This is a genomic window from Novosphingobium ovatum, from assembly GCF_009909235.1.
In the GTDB taxonomy this organism is placed as follows: Bacteria; Pseudomonadota; Alphaproteobacteria; order Sphingomonadales; family Sphingomonadaceae; genus Novosphingobium; species Novosphingobium ovatum.
Genome location: NZ_JAAAPO010000001.1, coordinates 153,196 through 168,983, shown reverse-complemented (window position 1 = coordinate 168,983; position 15,788 = coordinate 153,196). Strand labels below are relative to the sequence as shown.

At 65.4% G+C, this 15,788-nt stretch carries 12 protein-coding genes; 4 read left to right on the top strand and 8 right to left on the bottom strand.

Going from position 1 to position 15,788, the window contains the following annotated elements; all coding sequences use genetic code 11:
- Window positions 1-29: 29 nt before the first annotated feature.
- Window positions 30-2,111, bottom strand: a complete 2,082-nt coding sequence (locus tag GTZ99_RS00745) for a discoidin domain-containing protein (RefSeq protein ID WP_161716380.1) — start codon at window positions 2,109-2,111, stop codon at window positions 30-32.
- A 234-nt stretch (window positions 2,112-2,345) separates the two neighbouring features.
- Window positions 2,346-3,293 (bottom strand): transferrin-binding protein-like solute binding protein, encoded by a 948-nt coding sequence (locus GTZ99_RS00740; protein ID WP_161716379.1) that lies wholly within the window; start codon window positions 3,291-3,293, stop codon window positions 2,346-2,348.
- A 228-nt stretch (window positions 3,294-3,521) separates the two neighbouring features.
- Between GTZ99_RS00740 and GTZ99_RS00735 the strand changes: the two genes are divergently transcribed.
- Window positions 3,522-4,715 (top strand): hypothetical protein, encoded by a 1,194-nt coding sequence (locus tag GTZ99_RS00735; protein WP_161716378.1) that lies wholly within the window; start codon window positions 3,522-3,524, stop codon window positions 4,713-4,715.
- A gap of 80 nt (window positions 4,716-4,795) precedes the next feature.
- On the opposite strand, the gene GTZ99_RS00730 is transcribed toward GTZ99_RS00735, so the two are convergent.
- Window positions 4,796-5,794 (bottom strand): MBL fold metallo-hydrolase, encoded by a 999-nt coding sequence (locus tag GTZ99_RS00730; protein ID WP_227711010.1) that lies wholly within the window; start codon window positions 5,792-5,794, stop codon window positions 4,796-4,798.
- Between the two features lie 109 nt (window positions 5,795-5,903).
- Between GTZ99_RS00730 and GTZ99_RS00725 the strand changes: the two genes are divergently transcribed.
- Window positions 5,904-6,527 carry a TetR/AcrR family transcriptional regulator gene (locus GTZ99_RS00725; protein WP_161716377.1) on the top strand — a complete coding sequence of 208 codons (624 nt, stop codon included), beginning with the start codon at window positions 5,904-5,906 and terminating at the stop codon, window positions 6,525-6,527.
- Here GTZ99_RS00725 and GTZ99_RS00720 read toward each other — a convergent pair.
- A complete protein-coding gene (locus tag GTZ99_RS00720) occupies window positions 6,524-7,462 on the bottom strand; it encodes a LysR family transcriptional regulator (RefSeq protein ID WP_161716376.1) in 939 nt (312 codons plus the stop codon). The genes GTZ99_RS00725 and GTZ99_RS00720 overlap by 4 nt on opposite strands.
- 449 nt (window positions 7,463-7,911) lie before the next feature.
- On the opposite strand from GTZ99_RS00720, the gene GTZ99_RS00715 reads away from it, so the two are divergent.
- Window positions 7,912-10,323 (top strand): TonB-dependent receptor, encoded by a 2,412-nt coding sequence (locus GTZ99_RS00715; protein WP_161716375.1) that lies wholly within the window; start codon window positions 7,912-7,914, stop codon window positions 10,321-10,323.
- A gap of 89 nt (window positions 10,324-10,412) precedes the next feature.
- On the opposite strand, the gene GTZ99_RS00710 is transcribed toward GTZ99_RS00715, so the two are convergent.
- Genes GTZ99_RS00710 through GTZ99_RS00695 form a run of 4 tightly spaced genes read right to left on the bottom strand, consistent with a single transcriptional unit; the run spans window position 10,413 to window position 15,313 of the window.
- Entirely contained in the window at window positions 10,413-10,778 is a 366-nt protein-coding gene (locus tag GTZ99_RS00710) for an ArsR/SmtB family transcription factor (RefSeq protein WP_161716374.1), read from the bottom strand.
- Window positions 10,775-13,972: an efflux RND transporter permease subunit gene (locus GTZ99_RS00705; protein ID WP_161716373.1), complete on the bottom strand. Its 3,198-nt coding sequence runs from the start codon at window positions 13,970-13,972 to the stop codon at window positions 10,775-10,777. Before GTZ99_RS00705 ends, GTZ99_RS00710 begins: the two co-directional genes overlap by 4 nt.
- A complete protein-coding gene (locus GTZ99_RS00700; protein WP_161716372.1) occupies window positions 13,969-14,946 on the bottom strand; it encodes an efflux RND transporter periplasmic adaptor subunit in 978 nt (325 codons plus the stop codon). Before GTZ99_RS00700 ends, GTZ99_RS00705 begins: the two co-directional genes overlap by 4 nt.
- Before the next feature lie 28 nt (window positions 14,947-14,974).
- The gene (locus GTZ99_RS00695) at window positions 14,975-15,313 is read right to left on the bottom strand and encodes a rhodanese-like domain-containing protein (protein ID WP_161716371.1); all 339 of its coding nucleotides are present in this window, start codon (window positions 15,311-15,313) and stop codon (window positions 14,975-14,977) included.
- Window positions 15,314-15,426: 113 nt separating this feature from the next.
- On the opposite strand from GTZ99_RS00695, the gene GTZ99_RS00690 reads away from it, so the two are divergent.
- Window positions 15,427-15,774, top strand: coding sequence for a carboxymuconolactone decarboxylase family protein (locus tag GTZ99_RS00690; RefSeq protein ID WP_161716370.1), 348 nt, complete (start codon window positions 15,427-15,429; stop codon window positions 15,772-15,774).
- Window positions 15,775-15,788: the final 14 nt, after the last annotated feature.

The following is a 15,788-nucleotide window of genomic DNA, read 5'->3' as shown; positions in this document are numbered from 1 at the left end:
GCAAGAATGCCTGCGACATGCCGCCACGCTTACTTGGCCGGAGCAATCACCGTGGTCAGGCTCAGCGGCTTCACCACAATCTCCAGATCGCGCACATCGGCGCTGTGGCTGGCCGCGGGCAGCGAGCGTCCCGGACGGCTTTGCGGGCCCTGATCCAGCCAGACATATTGGTCCGGGCCAAACGTGCTGATCCGCACCCGCCCGCTGATCGGCCGCGCCGCGCCCACCCCGCCTTGGGCCGAAACCCGCAGCGACACCGTGCGATCGGTGCTGCGGTTGATCGCCAACAGGCCCAACCGCCCATCGGGCCGCCGCAAGGCATACAGCCGCAGCGAGGGATCGGCCCCATGCGTCACCTCGACCGGCAGGAAACGATGCCCCCCACGCGGCATCATCCAATCGCCCGTCAACATCCGGGCCGTGTGATAGCTGGGCAGCGGCGTGCCCGCCTGCGCCTTGGGATCGGCCATATGCAGCATCATGTTGCCATAACCGGCGCAAGGCATGTTCTGATTGATCGGCCAATTGGGCACATAGCCGAACAAATATGCCGCATCCCCGCCCTCCTGCAAAAACTGGGCGATGATATTGGCCATCAACAGCGCGCTGGGCATTTCGGACATGGCCCGCCCGGAATAGGCGGAAAAGCCATATTCGGTGATGATCCGGGGAATGCCGGGGCCAACGCCCTCATCGCTCAACCGCTGCATCAGCGTGTGCATCAAAGCCTCCTCCTCGATCAATTTCGGAGGGATCGCGCCGCAGATGTCATCAAACGGATAGAATTCAAACGAATAGAATTGCAGATCGGCCAACCGCCCGCGTGCCTTCAGCGATTGGATAAACAGCTTGTTCCACGAACGCTCGGGGTTGGAGAGCAGCCATGTGTCGCTCAACGCGCTTTGCGCGCTGGGGCCGCCAAATTGCACGCCGGGGGCATGGGGCCGCAGCCGGTCCACCCACGCCAGATACAGCGCGGCATAGTCATCGGGCTCGCCATACTGGCCATCGGGTTCTTCGCCCAATTCCACCTGAGTTACCGGATATCCCCGCCACCGCACATAGCGCAAGGCGGCCGCCGCGTTCTCGGGCGTGTCATACAGCACCCCCACCGGCAGCATCACCGGCCGCCCGCCGCCCAGCCCGCTGCGGAACACCCGATCCAGCCCGGCCTGTTCCAGACGCGGATCGCGGTCAATCGCGCGGTGCCACGGATCGGTGGACGACACATGGGCAAAGGTCTGCCCGTTGTGGTCGGCGGCATGGCGGACGACATCAACCAGCCGGCCATCCGCGCCCATCCGCCCCGCGCCGATCTCGCGCACGGCAAAACCGGCCCGGTCGCGCCAGTCCCTGGCACCGGCCGGCGCGGTGTTCGATCCCTGCTCCAGCAGCACCCGCAGATATTTCACGCTGACCGGGCGATCGGCCAGTTTCAGCACCACCTCGCCGCCCGCCCCGGCGGTTATGTTGCCTTGGTCAAAGGTGATCCAATGCGCGCCCTCGCCATAGTCATTGTCGCTGGACCAATATTGCACCTGATAGCGGGTGGCATAAGGCGTGCCCCAGGCAATCCGCACCGCGTCAATCTGGGCCGGGGTGTCAAAGCGCAGCAGCAGCCATTGCGCATGGGGCCGCCCATCTTTCAGGAAAGCCGGGTCGAGATAGGGGTTCGATTTCCAGAAACTGGTCTCATCACCATCGGTCAGGCGGGAATAATCGCTGTTATTGGCGTTGTCATTGGTGTCGCCCCGCCGAGGCAGCTTGTACCCCCATGACACGCCGATGGGCTTGGCCGCGCGGTCGCTCGACGTCCAATAGCCTTGGCTGCGGGCCGGATCGCTCCATTGCCCGGTGGGGTTCCAGTGCCAGTTCTCGATCCCCAGTTCGGTGCGCAGGCGATAGGTCAGCCGGTTGAGCCGGGCGCTGCGCAGCGCGGCGACATTGTGGCGCGTATACAGTCGCTTGGCATCGCCGTCATAGCCGCCATCAACACCCCCGCCCAGCGCGTCGGACGGGTCAAAGCGGGGACCGGCCGCATGGTCAGTATGCACTACCGCGCGCACCGCGTGGATCTCCTGCGCCAGCGCCAACCCCTGACTCAGGCCCATCCCCAGACAGGCAAGACCAAGGGCACAACGCGTGACATGACGGCGGCGAAGCTGGGAGAAAAAAGGCATGCCCTATTAAACCCGCCCGCATGATAATCAACAGCGCCGCGCAAGGCCCGGTCACCATGGGCGGGGGGGGGGGCGGCAATACGCCAGCCCCGCCGCGCGCGCCAATTTTGTTGTAAATGATAGCAATATGATGCGCGTTAGATCCCCTCAACGCGCATCACCCGATCAGTGCCGCGCGCCCAGCACCACGCCCGCGATCGAAATGTCGCCCGGCGCGACCGTGGCCCCGGCATAGGGATCGGCATTGTGCCCACGGATGGCAAAGGCATAGGCCATCTCGGCCGCCGAGGGGCCAAAGAAGCCGCCGTTGAACGTGCCGCTGACAAAGGCGTTGGTGCCGGTGGTGAATGTCCCGGCAAATGTGCTGCCCGAAATCGTGCCGGTGCCGCCATACACGCCCGCGCTGCCCGCGATCGCCCCGCCCTGTGGTTGCAGCGACAGGCTGGTGGCGATGGTGCCATTGGCGAAATTGGCGGTAAAGCTGGCCGTGCCGGTCAGCGCCGTCCCGCTCGTCGGCACATAGTTCGATTGCAGCATATAGGCCGACACGGTGGTGTCATAACTGGCCGAACCGCTGACCGGCATGCTGTTGGTGGCGGTGGGCTGACCATAGGCGTAATAGGTCAGCGTGGTCTGGTTGGTGGCCGCGTCCGTATGCGTCCATAGGGCAAAGCTGGCATAGGTCAGCGTGACCGGCGCGGTGCCGGTGGTGCCCGCCACGGCATTGCCATACAGGCTCAGGCTGTCGCCGCCGCTGACGTAATTGGCGGCATAGCCACTCGCGGCGGTCTTGCTGGCGGGGGCAAAGCTGGCCGAGGCGCCGCCTGCCTGCACGGTATAGGTGTCCGAGGTGGCGTTATAGGCCAGCGTGGTCGCGCTGGCCTGCGCGCTGACCGCCGGAGTGACGGTGGCGCTGCTGCCGCTGACGCCGCTGGCCAGCGTGCCGTTATAGCCCATGGTCGCTGTGGCCCCGGCATAGCTGACGCCGCTTTTCACCGGAAAGGGCGCGGTGGCCGCCGGGGTGGAATTCACCCCGCCATCGCCGCCACATCCCGCCAGCCACACACTGGCCAGCAACACCACCAAACCTGCGCGCCCAGGATTCCCCGCCATATTGCACCCCACCCCCGAATTTGCCCAAAAAAATCTGTCTGTTGCGTCACATAGCACACTTGGCCCCCAGCCTATAGCGACCCGGCGCCAAGATCCAGCGGCATGCCGTCCCACCGGCCCTGACCACACGCCCCGTGGGGAAAAGCGCCTTGCCCAAGCGCCGTGATTGCCCCATCCTGATGCCATCGGCCACGCCGCGAGAGACAACACCAAAAGGGGGGGAGCGTTTTGCGCAAGGGCGCGCCTGATGATGCCGTCGCAGAGCGCGGCCTGACGGGGCGGGCCAAAGTGGCCGTGGTGCTGTGCTGTCTGTTCGGCAGTTGCGCCACGCTGCTGCAACCCTTGCTGCTGGGACGACTGGTGCAATCGGGCGCGCTGACCCCTGCCCAGTTGGGCCATGCCGCCGCCGCGCAGGCCGCCGGCATGCTTTTGGTCAGCACCCTTGCCGCCACCTTTCTGGCCAAAACCCAGTTGCGCCTGAAAGCGGGTCTGGCGATGGTGCTTGGGGCGCTGTGCAATGGCCTCACCCCCTTGCTGCACGATACCGCCATCATCCTCATCCGCTTTGCCAATGGGTGCAGTTCGGGCCTGTTGATCTGGCTGTTGATCTCGATGTTGACGCGCGACAATGCGCCCGCCTTGACGCTGGGGCTGTTCAACGCGTTGCGCACCGGGGTGGCGCTGGTGATGGCCGGGCTGATGATCCTGCAGATCCCGCTGTGGCTGTCGGCCGATTCCGGCTATCAGCTGTTTGCCCTGTTGCAGGCGATCAGCGCCATCGCGGTGATCGGCCTGCCCGACAGGCTGGCGCCCGACACCACCCAGACAAGCGGCGCGGCGCGGCCTTGGGCGGCGCGCTTGCCGGGATTGCCGGGGCTGTTGGGGCTGGCGGGATCGCTGCTGTTCATGGCGGGCATCATGGGCTTCTGGATCTATGCCGAACAGGTGGTCGAGGGGCGCAGTTTCAGCGGCGCGAATGCCTCCTATCTCCTGCCGCTATCGCTGTTTGGGCAAATGCTGGGGGGCATGCTATCGGCGCTGATCGCCCGGCACGCGGCGCCCTATTGGGCGATCCTGTGCGGCATTGGCGCGATCTGTCTGGCGATGGTGACGGTGGCCGGTCTGGACCACCCGCTGGCCCATGTGCTGGCCTTTCTCGAATTCGGCTTTTTCTGGATCTTTGTCCCCACCTTCCAGATCCCGCTGCTGATGCAACTGGACGGAGGGCCGCGCGCGGCGCTGTTGAACCCGACGGCGCAAATGTCGGGCAGCGCGATGGGGCCGTTTCTGGCCGCGCAACTGGTCCATTGGCACAGCGCGGACAAGATCCCGCTGCTGGCGATGGCGTTGGTGCTGGGGGCGGCGGGCGCGATCACCATGGCGCACCGGCTGGCCAGCCGCCGCAGGACGATGCAGGCCTAAAGCTTTTTCCGTTCAGGCTGACGCGAAAGCACAAGTGACGCTCAAGCGCCGCGGGCGCTATCACGGGTCAGTGGCGCCGGTCAGTAGCGGGCCACGTCCCGCGCCATCACCACCGGCCCGTGATAGCGCGCGGCGATCTGTGCCCGCATCCGCGCCACCAGCGCCGCCGATGGATTGGACGGGGCGTAATGCGTCACCACCAATTGCCGCACCCCGGCCGCCTGCGCCATCCGCCCGACCTCGGCGGCGGGCAGGTGGTGGTGGCTCAGATGTTGCAGCATGCCCGCTTTGCCCTGCGCGCTCATGTTCGGGTTTTGCCGCTGCACCAACCCGACGGTGGCATCCAGATCGATGATCTCGCTGATCAGCACATCGGCCCCGCGCGCCAGATCGATCACCGCCTGACTGGGCCCGGTGTCGCCGGTAAAGACATAGCTGCGCCCGCCCGTCTCGAACCGCCAGGCCAGCGAGCGAAAGCGGGCGTCCTCGGCGCTGCCGGGGGCGAAGGAATAATGCGTGTTCTGCGCATTGGCAAAGCGCAGGCCGTTCAGCGCCCCGCTTTCTCCGCCGCGCATTTCGGTGACACGTACCGTGGTGGCCGGATCAATCGAAGGCACACCGGGCAGGCCATAGCCCAGTTCGGTAAACGGGCGCATCGCCGCGATCAGCCCATCGACCATCGCCTGTGTGCCGGGCGGGCCATAGATCGGCAGCGGCGCGTAATTGCTGGTTTGATGGCGCAGCCCCAGCAGCGCCGACACGCCGCCCACGTGGTCGTAATGCAGGTGGCTGATAAACAGGCCCTTTATGCGGTCCAGCCCGATCCCCGCCTTGGCCAGCTGTTCGACACAGCCATCGCCGCAATCCACCAGATAGACGCCATCGGGCGTCACCAGCGCATTGGCGGGCTGGCTGCGCGTGGGCGAGGCGACCGGCCCTCCGGCCGTGCCCAGCGTGATCCAGCCGGTTGTCGGCACCCCGCCAGCCAACACCGGGCCTGCCGCCATGGCTGGCACCGACGCCAGCGCCCATGCCAGTGCCATGGCCAGCGCCGCCATGGTCCACCCTGTTTTGCGCATGCTTGCCTCTCCCCATCCGCGTGCCGATACCTTCTACAAATGTAGAGGTTTGGCGCGCTTGTCAAGCGACCCCAAACCCCGGCATGGTCGCGCGCAAAGGACACGCCCCATGCCCACTGCCGATCCCTGTGCCCCCCCAGACCGCCGCGCGGCGATCACCGATGCGGCCATCGCCATTCTGGGCGAAGGCGGCAGCAAGGCTTTGACCCACCGGGCGATCGACCGCCTGCTGGGCTATGCCGAAGGCACAACATCGGCCTATTTCCGCCGCCGCGAGGATCTGGTGATGGCCACGGTGCGCCATCTGTTTGCCGCCGATTTCCGCCGGATCGACATGCTGTTTGCCGCATGGGCCGACAAGGATGACGCCCCCTCGCCCGATGATCTGGCGCAATGGTTTGCCGACACGCTGGCACAGGTGCGGGCAACACAGGCGGAGAGCGGGCGGGGCGACATGGGGATGCTGGCGCGCTATGAATGTTTTTTGATGGCGCGGCGGCATCCCGAAACCAATCGGTTGCTGCGCGAATCCTTTGCCCGGCGCACCGGGCATACCGCGCAATTGTTCGCCCGCATGGGCGCCCCCCACCCCGACCGCGCCGCCACCCAGTTTGAAATCGCCCTGCGCGGGGCGTTCTTTTCGGCCGCCTTTGTGCCCGATCTGATGGACGAGGCCGGGCTGTTGAATGCCGCCCACTTCCGCCGCGAAATCGACGCGGCGATGCTGGCCTAGGGCGCGCAGACGAGGCCGGGGACGGTCATGCCCAGCCGGTCGCGCAGGATTGCCATGGCGCGCAAGGCCTCTGGTCCGGGGGCCAGCGCGGTCGGGCGAATGATCGCCAGGGCATAGTCAAACACCAGATCGGGCGCATCCACCAGCGCCCATGCGCCGCTGGCCAGATCATCCCCCACCATGCTGCGCGGCATCAGCCCGATCAGCCCCCAATCCGCAATCGCCGCCCGCATCAGCCCCATGGATGTGGTGTTCAGCCGCTCTTTGGGCAGCGCGAGGTTCTGGCGAAAGAACACCGATTCAAAGCGGTAGCTGACAGACATCTGGTGCGGCACGGCCCAATCGCACTGGCTTAACCGGCCCAGCGTGGGGGCATCATCAAACACCGGGTGGTCACGGCGCGCCACCGGGATCAGCGTTTCATGGGCGATCTCCTCAAACCCACAGCCTTCATAGCGGTTCAGGTTCTGCATCAGCCGGGTAGCGATCAGGCAGACGGCAAAGGTGATCTCGCCCGCCTTGACCTGATCGATCAGGCTTTCCATCGTGCCGGTGCTGGTGGCGACATGGGTGCGGCCATCACCGGCCAGAATTGCGCCAATCGCCGCCGCCCCCGCGCCATGCAACAGATGCGGCGACAGGCCGATGCGCAATTGGGCAAAGCTTTCGGTGGCGGGCGATTCAAACAGCGCCTGAGCCCGTTCCACCCCGTCGATGATCATCGTGGCATGCGGCAACAGGCGCATGCCCGCGCCGGTGATCGCGGTGCCTTTGGTGCTGCGGTCAAACAATTGCGCGCCCAATTGCTGCTCCAGCAGGGCGATCGAGCGCGACAGGCTGGGCTGGCTGATACGCAGGGCACGCGCCGCGCGGGCAAAGCCACCCTGTTGATTGATCGCCAGAAAATGCTGAAGAGCACGCAGATCAAGCGTCATGGGGCATCACTTTCACGATCCGGTCTTGCGCCAAGGCTTATGCGCAAAGCGTATAAGGCCATCCATACAAGCCATCTAGCCGCAGGCCCGCGCAAGCCGTTGAATAACCGCCAATCGGGCAATGGCGGGTCGCGCCACCACCCCGTCATCGCAGCATTTGACCACAGGCGGGCCACGGCACGGCATAACCCCCCTTTTCCCCACGTCCCAACGACCTGCGGCGCAAGCTGGCGGGCACGATCCTGTGTTTCCGAAATTTTACAGTAACAACAATAATTTATCCACCATGCGAATAGTAATTTGCAAAAGGAATACCGATAGCCACAAAACAGTAACCTCAATTGATCCGAATCAAATGAATATGTCGCAAGGAAAACCTTCCTTTCGAAACGAGTAATTGCGCCTTTTTGTTTATATTCGGAGGCAATACATTGAGGGAATCACAAATCATGACCGGAACGACATTCTCCGCACTGTTGTCTTCTACGGCACTGGCGCTGGCACTGCCCGCCACGGCGGCCGCTGCCGCGCCTGCCGCCCCCGCGACGCAGGATGACAACGCCATCACCGTCACCGCGCGCAAGCAAAAGGAAGACATCCTGACCGTGCCCGTCACGGTGCAGGCGATGACCTCGGCCCAGTTGGAGCAGCGCGGCATTGCCTCGGTCACGGGTGTTGTGGCCGCATCGCCCGGCATCAACGTCAACAACGCCTCGTCGGGGCGGTCGGACCGTTCGTTCCAGCAGATCAGCCTGCGCGGCTTTACCCCGCAGTTTGCCACGGTCACCACGGTGGCGATGTTCATCGATGGCGTGGCGGTGTCCTCGCCCTCGCAGCTGACCTCGATCACCGATCCGGCGCAGATCGAAGTGCTCAAAGGCCCGCAAAGCGCGTTCTTTGGCCGCAACACCTTTGCCGGGGCGATCAACGTCACCAACAAGGAACCGAGCGGCCGCTGGGGCGGCGACCTGATGGTGGAACTGGGCAACCACGCCGCGCGCAAGGTGCAGGGGAGCATCGAGGGCGGCTTCCTGAACGGCGACATCGCCTTTCGCCTGACCGGCCTGTACTGGACCAAGGACGGCACCTATCGCAATTATGACGGCAGCACGCTGGGCGATCAGTCCAGCCGCAATTTCACCGCCATGGTCGTGGCCAAGCCCACCAGCGACCTGACGATCAAGCTGTTTGGCATGATGGGCCGCGATGATGACGGCATTTCGGCCCAGACGCGCATTCTGGCCTATAACGTGACGGCCAATGCCGATGGTACGGGCGCTGTGCAACAGGTCAGCCAGGCCAATTGTTCCTTCGCCAATGCCAGCGGCACCGGCACGCATCCGTGGATCTGCGGCACGCTGCCGGCCTATACCAATGCGGTGGGGTCGAACGCTGTGATGACCGACACGCTGCGCACCCGCCTGGCCAACCGCACGCTGCTCAAATCCAGCGATCTGGTCGACCACTTTGGCCTGTTGCGCAATTCGCAGCATGCCCATGGCGTGATCGATTACAAGTTCAGCCAGCAACTGAACCTGCAACTGCTGGCCGGCTATAACCACGAAACCTATTCCAGCCTGATCGATCTGGACGGCTTTGGCACCTCCAGCTTCAACTGGCCGTATGAGGTCGACCGCTGGAGCCGCGACTGGTCAACCGAAGGCCGCCTGAACTACAAGTTCGGCAATCTGCGCGGTGTGGTCGGCGCCAGCTATCTGAGCGCGCAGACGCAGGGCGCGCTGGGCAGCTATGCCGACACGTTCCTGAGCTATTCGGTGTCTGGCCGCAGCGCGACCAAGACCTTCGGCGCGTTCTTCAGCGCGACCTATGACGTGACGCCGCAATTGTCGGGCAGCTTTGAAGGGCGCTATCAGATCGACACGATCGCGGCCTATCAGTCGGCCACGCCCTATACCGCCACCAGCGCCAACCTGTATATCACGCCCGGCTATTACGCGGCCGGCGCCTTGCTGGGTGAAAAGACGTTCCGCAACTTCCTGCCGCGCGCCATGCTCAGCTATCAGTTCAGCAAGGCGGCGATGGTCTATCTCTCGTGGTCCAAGGGCGTGAACCCGTCCTCGTTCAACAGCGGGGTGGTGACGCAATCGCAGGCCGTGCAGACCGCCGCGCAGGCCGCCGGGGTCAAGCTGTATGCCGACCCGGAAAAGGTCACCAACTATGAAATCGGCGCCAAGGGCAAGCTGCTTGATGGCCGCCTGCGCTATACCGCCTCGCTGTATTACGCCCAGTGGAAGAACCAGATCAACTCGACCAACTTCCCCTATTACTCGGCGACGGGTTCGATCCTGCTGGCATCGGCCAACCTGAACACGGGCAATGCCGACATGTACGGCGCCGAAGCCAATCTGACGTACAAGGTCAATGACCTGATCACGGTGGATGCGGCCGCCGCCTATACCGGATCGCGCATCATCACCTATGCCAACGCCTTGCTGACGGCGCTGTACGCCACCAGCAATTTCTATGGCAAGGAAATGGGCGGCGTGTCCAAATACTCGGCCAACATGGGCGTCACCTTTGGCGGCGACATCAAGGGGTTGGATGACGCCACATGGTTCTTGCGCACCGACTGGAATTTCAAGTCGGGCGTGTGGATCGATGCGGCCAATGTGACGCGCACCCCTGATCAGCACCTGTTCAACACCCGTCTGGGCATGACCAAGGGGCGCTATTCGGCCAGCGTCTATGTCAACAACATCTTCAACAACCACACGGTCAGCGCCGCGACCTCGAACTACACCTATAACTCGACCAGCAGCTATTTCAGCCAGCTCTCGGCGATTCAGCTGGGCCTGCCCGAACTGCGCAGCTTTGGCGTGCAACTGAAGGTCAAGATGTAATCACCCTTTCGTTGGTGTAGCCCTGCACTGCTGGACCAACGGGTTGACTGCCGCGAGGAGGCGGATCCCTCATCTCCTCGCGGCTTTTTTTATGGGTGTGACGCGCTGGCGCTGTCGGGCGCGGCGTGCTGCCCCACCACATCGCCAACCACTCCGGCCGCGCATAGCGCACACATGGCATGGATCACGCCCGATACCACCGGGTCCTTCAGACTGTACCAGCGGATCTGCGCGTCGATGCGCACATGCACCAGATCCTCGGCGCGCAACAGCGCCAGATGCTGTGACACGCCCGATTGCGACAGGCCGGTCATCGCCACCAGTTCGTTCACGCTCACCTCGCCCTCGTCCATGCGGCACAGCATCAACAGGCGTTCAGGGTGGCTCATCACCTTCAGGCGGGCGGCCATATGGGCGGCATTGGCCTTCAGTTCGGACAGGTCGGCGGGTTTCATGATGCGCCCTCATGTAAGGCGATGCCATCGTCGCGCAAGACGACGTAAATCGCCGGGATCACCAGCAGCGTCAGCAGCGTCGAGGACGCCAGACCAAACAACAAAGAGATCGCCAGCCCCTGAAAGATCGGATCGGTGAGGATCACACTGGCCCCGATCATCGCGGCGGCGGCCGTCAGGGCGATGGGCTTGACGCGGATGCGCCCGGCCTCGATCAATACGGCGCGCAGCGGTTTGCCCGGCGTTGCGGCATGGCGGATGAAATCGACCAGCAGGATCGAATTGCGCACGATAATCCCCGCCAGCGCGATAAAGCCGATCATGCTGGTGGCGGTGAACGGCGCGCCAAACAGCATATGCCCCGCCACAATCCCGATCAAAGTCAGCGGCACGGGCGTCAGGATCACCAGCGGCAGTTTGAAACTGCCGAACTGGCCCACCACCAGCACATAGATCGCCAAGAGCGCCACCATGAACGCGCCCCCCATGTCGCGGAACGTGACCCAGGTGATCTCCCATTCCCCATCCCACAACAGGCTGGCGCGCGTTTCGTCGGCGGGTTGGCCATGCAGGCGGATGTCGGGTTTGACCAGACCGGCCGCGCGCCAGTCATAGGCCTCGATCGCGCGGTCGACCGCCAACAGGCCATAGACCGGCGCCTCGTATCGGCCCGCCAGATCGGCCATCACCATCGTCGCGCCCCGGCCATCGCGGCGGAAAATGGCCTGCCCGCCCGCCTCGCGCCGGGCATCGACCAATTCGCCCAGGCTCAGCAATTGCCCCCCCGGCGCCACGGCCACCGGCGTTGCGGCCAGAGCGCCGTTCCATTGGCGCTGCGCCTGATCCAGCCCGATCTCGATCGGCAGGGGATCGCGGTCCACCCCGCGCGGCACATAGGCCAGCGTCTGATTACCCATCAGCGCGGCGATGCTGTCCATCACCTGCCGCTGCGACAGGCCATACTGGTCCAACCGCGCGCGATCGGGCACCAGCCGCAGGCTCGGGCGCGGTTGGCCATAGGAATTGTCGGTATCGACGATGAACGGCACCGAGCGGAAGATCTGTTCGACCACGCGGGCGGTTTTCTGGCGCGTCGCCTCGTCCGGACCATAGATTTCGGCCAACAGCGTGGCCAGCACCGGCGGGCCGGGGGGCGTTTCGACCACCTTGATCACCCCGCCCGTGGGCAAAGCCACCGCGCGCAACCGCTGGCGCAGGTCGACGGCGATGGCGTGGCTGGACCGGCTACGTTCGCCCTTGGGGGCCAGCGCCACCATCACATCGCCCATCTCTGGCCGCGCGCGCAGGAAATAATGCCGCACCAGACCGTTGAAATTGAACGGTGCGGCCGTGCCCGCATAGGCCTCCATCGCGGTGACTTCGGGGATCTGGCGAGCGATGGCGGCGGCCTGCTCGGCCACGCGCTGCGTGGTTTCCAGCGCGCTGCCCTCGGGCAGGTCGATCACCAGTTGCACCTCGCTCTTGTTGTCAAAGGGCAGCAGTTTGACCGTCACCGCCTGCACATAGAACATCGCGCCAGCCACCAGCGTGGCCACGCCCACGCCCCACAGGAAGCGCCGGGCACCGGCGCGGGTAGCGATGACGCGCCCTGCATAACGGGCATAGATCGCCCCCAGCCGGCCCCCATCCTCATGCCCGTCATGCGCCAAGGCGCCGCGCGCGAAACGGATCATCAGCCACGGCGCAATCACCACCGCCACGAAAAAGCTGAACACCATCGCCGCGCTGGCATTGATCGGGATCGGCGCCATATAGGGCCCCATCAGCCCCGAGACGAACAGCATCGGCAAGAGCGCGGCCACCACCGTCAGCGTGGCGATGATCGTGGGATTGCCCACCTCTGCCACGGCGTCGATGGCAGCCTGTTGGCGGGTTCGGCCATCTGCCATGCTCCAATGCCGGGCGATGTTCTCGATCATCACGATGGCGTCATCCACCAGAATGCCGATGGAGAAAATCAGCGCGAACAGCGACACCCGGTTGATCGAAAAGCCCATGATGCGCGAGGCAAACATGGTCAGCATGATGGTGGTGGGGATGACGATGGCGGTGACGCCTGCCTCGCGCCAGCCGATGGCAAAGCCGATCAGGATGACGATCGACACCGTGGCCAGCGCCAGATGGAAGATCAGCTCGTTCGCCTTGTCATTGGCGGTTTCGCCGTAATTGCGGGTGATGTTCACCGCCACGCCATCGGGGATCAGCCCCCCCTGCAAGGCTGCCACCCGCGCGACGATGGCCTGTGACACCTCCACCGCATTGGCCCCGTTGCGTTTGGCAATGGCGATCGAGACGGCAGGCGTCATGGTCCACGCCCGCCCCTCGCGCGCCCAGCGCCAGCTGTGGGCCTGATCGTCGGCCGCGCCCTGCACCACCTGCGCCACATCGCCCAGCAGCACCGGCGCGCCGCCCGCCGAGCGCAGCGTCAGCCGCCGCAGCTCGTCCGCGCTGGACAGCGGCAGGCCCGCCGTCACCGCCAGCCCCGCGCCGCCGTCGCGCAACACGCCCGCCGGGAACGCGCGGCCGCCCTGTGTGATCGCCTCGGTCAGGCTGGAGAGCGGCACCCGCGCCGCGGCCAGCCGCGCCGGATCGGGGATCACCCGGATCGCCTCACGCGCGCCGCCGGTGACAAAGGTCAGGCCGACATCGTCCACCTTGGCCACTTCGCTGCGCAACTTGGTGGCCAGCGTATAGAGGCCGCGCTCGTCCCAACCGGCGTGTTTGGGCGTCAGCGTCAGCACCACGATCGGCACGTCGGAAATGCCGCGCACGGTGATCTGTGGCATGGGGATGCCGGTGGGGATGCGCTCGATATTGGCCTTGATCTTTTCGTCGATGCGGGTGGCGGCGGCCTCGGGGTCCTGCCCCACGGCAAAGCGGGCCGTCACCAAAACGCCGTGGTCTTCGGCCTGGGTATAGACATGCTCCACCCCGTCGATGCTTTTGACGATGGTTTCCAGCGGTTTGGCCACCAGCTCCACGCCGTCGGCCGCCGACAGGCCGGGGGCCGCGACGCTGATGTCGACCATCGGCACCTTGATCTGTGGCTCTTCCTCACGCGGGATGGTCAGCGTGGCGATCAACCCGACCAGAATCGCCGCCAACAGGAACAGCGGCGTCAGCGGGCTGGCGATGGTGGCGCGGGTGATGCGGCCCGATATGCCCAGACTCATGGCGCAGCAGCGGCCAGAACATCGCCGGGATTGACCCCCGACAGGATCTGCACCCGGCCATCGGCCACAGGCGCGGGCGCGGTTTGCACCGGCACCTGTGCGCCACTGCCGTCACGGGCCACGATGGTGACATAATCCAGACCATAGCGCGTGGTGACAAAGGCGCGCGGGACGATGATCGCGCGGGTGTTGCCCGCCGCCACCTGCGCCACCATGCGCCGCCCGATCAACCGTGCGTCCAGCCCGGCGATGGCGACATCGGCCTGTACCTGTCCGGCCTGCACCGCCGGGTACACCCGCGTCACGCGGCCCGGCATGGGCAGATCGGCCACGCGCACCTGTGCGCCGGGCATCACCCGCGCGGCCAGCGCTTCGGGCAGGTCCAGACGCAACAACACCGGGCCAGAAGTGATCGTGGCCACCACCACCCCGGGCGCCACCGGCGCGCCCATCGGCACATCGGCGCGCAGCACCCGTCCCGTGGCGGGGGCCACCACCGCCAGAGTCGCCCTGATGCCCGACACCTGCGCGTGGGCGATCCGGGCCAGCGCCTCGGCCTGATCCAGCCGGGCCTGCGCATAGACGCCGTTCTGATACAGGAAGCGCACGCGCTTCAATTCGGCCTGCGCCAGTTCGGCCTGTGCCATGGCGGCCGCGCCCGCCGCATTGCCGCCGCCCAGACTGTCGCTGATGCGGCCGATCACCTGCCCGCGCCGCACGCTGTCGCCCGCGCGCACGCTCAACCCCGATAGCACGCCGGACGCGCGCGCCAGCACCTGCGCCTGATCCTGTGACGTCACCTCGGCCGGGACGGTTTGCCAATCAGCCGTGTCGGCCAAGGCCACGGTCAGGCGCGGCCCCGCCACCGCCTGACGCGCGGGCGGAGTGGTGGGTTGTTCCCGCCCACAGCCCGACAGCGCCACCGCCAGAACCGGCGCGATCCATGCCGCGATGATGACCCTTGCCCTGCGCATCGCCGCCTCCCTGTTGCGCCCGGCCCGCTTAACGCTCAACCGGCAAGCCTGCCTTGGCCCAAGCGCCAAAGCCGCCGGCCAGATGGGTGTCGACCACCGCCTGCGCGGCGGCGCATTTGTCCAGCGCCATCCCCGAACGCTTACCCCCCAGACAGTTCAGGATCAGCGTTTTGCCCCCGGCATCGGGCAACTGGCTGGCCTGAAAGGTCGAGAGCGGCATGTTCACCGCGCCGGGGATGTGGCCGGCGGCAAACTCGTCCACCTCGCGCACATCGACGACCATGGCCGCCCCCGCGTCGATCATCTGGGCCAGTTCGGGTGCCGAAATCTCGCGGTGCTGGGACGTTTTGCCAAAACCGAAAACCATTGTGCCGCTCCTTTGCGCGGGGACCGGATGGCCCCTCGAAATCACGCCTTGCTTATATTTGATATTTGGAATATTCGTCAAGCACGATTTACACCACACACCGGAGACGACTCATGCACAAGGACTGGCCGCAGATGGCCAAGGAACTGTCGGGCGCGATCAAGGAAGTGCGTCTGGGCGCGCCCGATGTGATGAAGGCTTTTTCCGCGATGGCGGCTTCGGCCACGGCCGAGGGCGCGCTGGACGCGCGGACCAAGGAGCTGATCGCGCTGGGTATTGCGGTGGCGATCCGCTGCGATGGCTGTGTGGCGTTCCACGCCCAGGCCGCGCAAAAGCATGGCGCCACCCGCGAAGAGGTGATGGAGACCATGGGCATGGCGATCTATATGGGCGCCGGGCCCAGCCTGATGTACGCAGCCCAGGCCGTCGAGGCCTATGACCAGTTCGCCGCCAAGGCGTAACATGCCTGCCCCGA

Bases quoted from the DNA above. Each gene is read 5' to 3' on its own strand.
- GTZ99_RS00745 (WP_161716380.1), bottom strand. From the start codon at position 2,111: ATGGGCCTGAGTCAGGGGTTGGCGCTGGCGCAGGAGATCCACGCGGTG.
- GTZ99_RS00740 (WP_161716379.1), bottom strand. From the start codon at position 3,293: ATGGCGGGGAATCCTGGGCGCGCAGGTTTGGTGGTGTTGCTGGCCAGT.
- GTZ99_RS00730 (WP_227711010.1), bottom strand. From the start codon at position 5,794: ATGCGCAAAACAGGGTGGACCATGGCGGCGCTGGCCATGGCACTGGCA.
- GTZ99_RS00725 (WP_161716377.1), top strand. From the start codon at position 5,904: ATGCCCACTGCCGATCCCTGTGCCCCCCCAGACCGCCGCGCGGCGATC.
- GTZ99_RS00720 (WP_161716376.1), bottom strand. From the start codon at position 7,462: ATGACGCTTGATCTGCGTGCTCTTCAGCATTTTCTGGCGATCAATCAA.
- GTZ99_RS00715 (WP_161716375.1), top strand. From the start codon at position 7,912: ATGACCGGAACGACATTCTCCGCACTGTTGTCTTCTACGGCACTGGCG.
- GTZ99_RS00710 (WP_161716374.1), bottom strand. From the start codon at position 10,778: ATGAAACCCGCCGACCTGTCCGAACTGAAGGCCAATGCCGCCCATATG.
- GTZ99_RS00705 (WP_161716373.1), bottom strand. From the start codon at position 13,972: ATGAGTCTGGGCATATCGGGCCGCATCACCCGCGCCACCATCGCCAGC.
- GTZ99_RS00700 (WP_161716372.1), bottom strand. From the start codon at position 14,946: ATGCGCAGGGCAAGGGTCATCATCGCGGCATGGATCGCGCCGGTTCTG.
- GTZ99_RS00695 (WP_161716371.1), bottom strand. From the start codon at position 15,313: ATGGTTTTCGGTTTTGGCAAAACGTCCCAGCACCGCGAGATTTCGGCA.
- GTZ99_RS00690 (WP_161716370.1), top strand. From the start codon at position 15,427: ATGCACAAGGACTGGCCGCAGATGGCCAAGGAACTGTCGGGCGCGATC.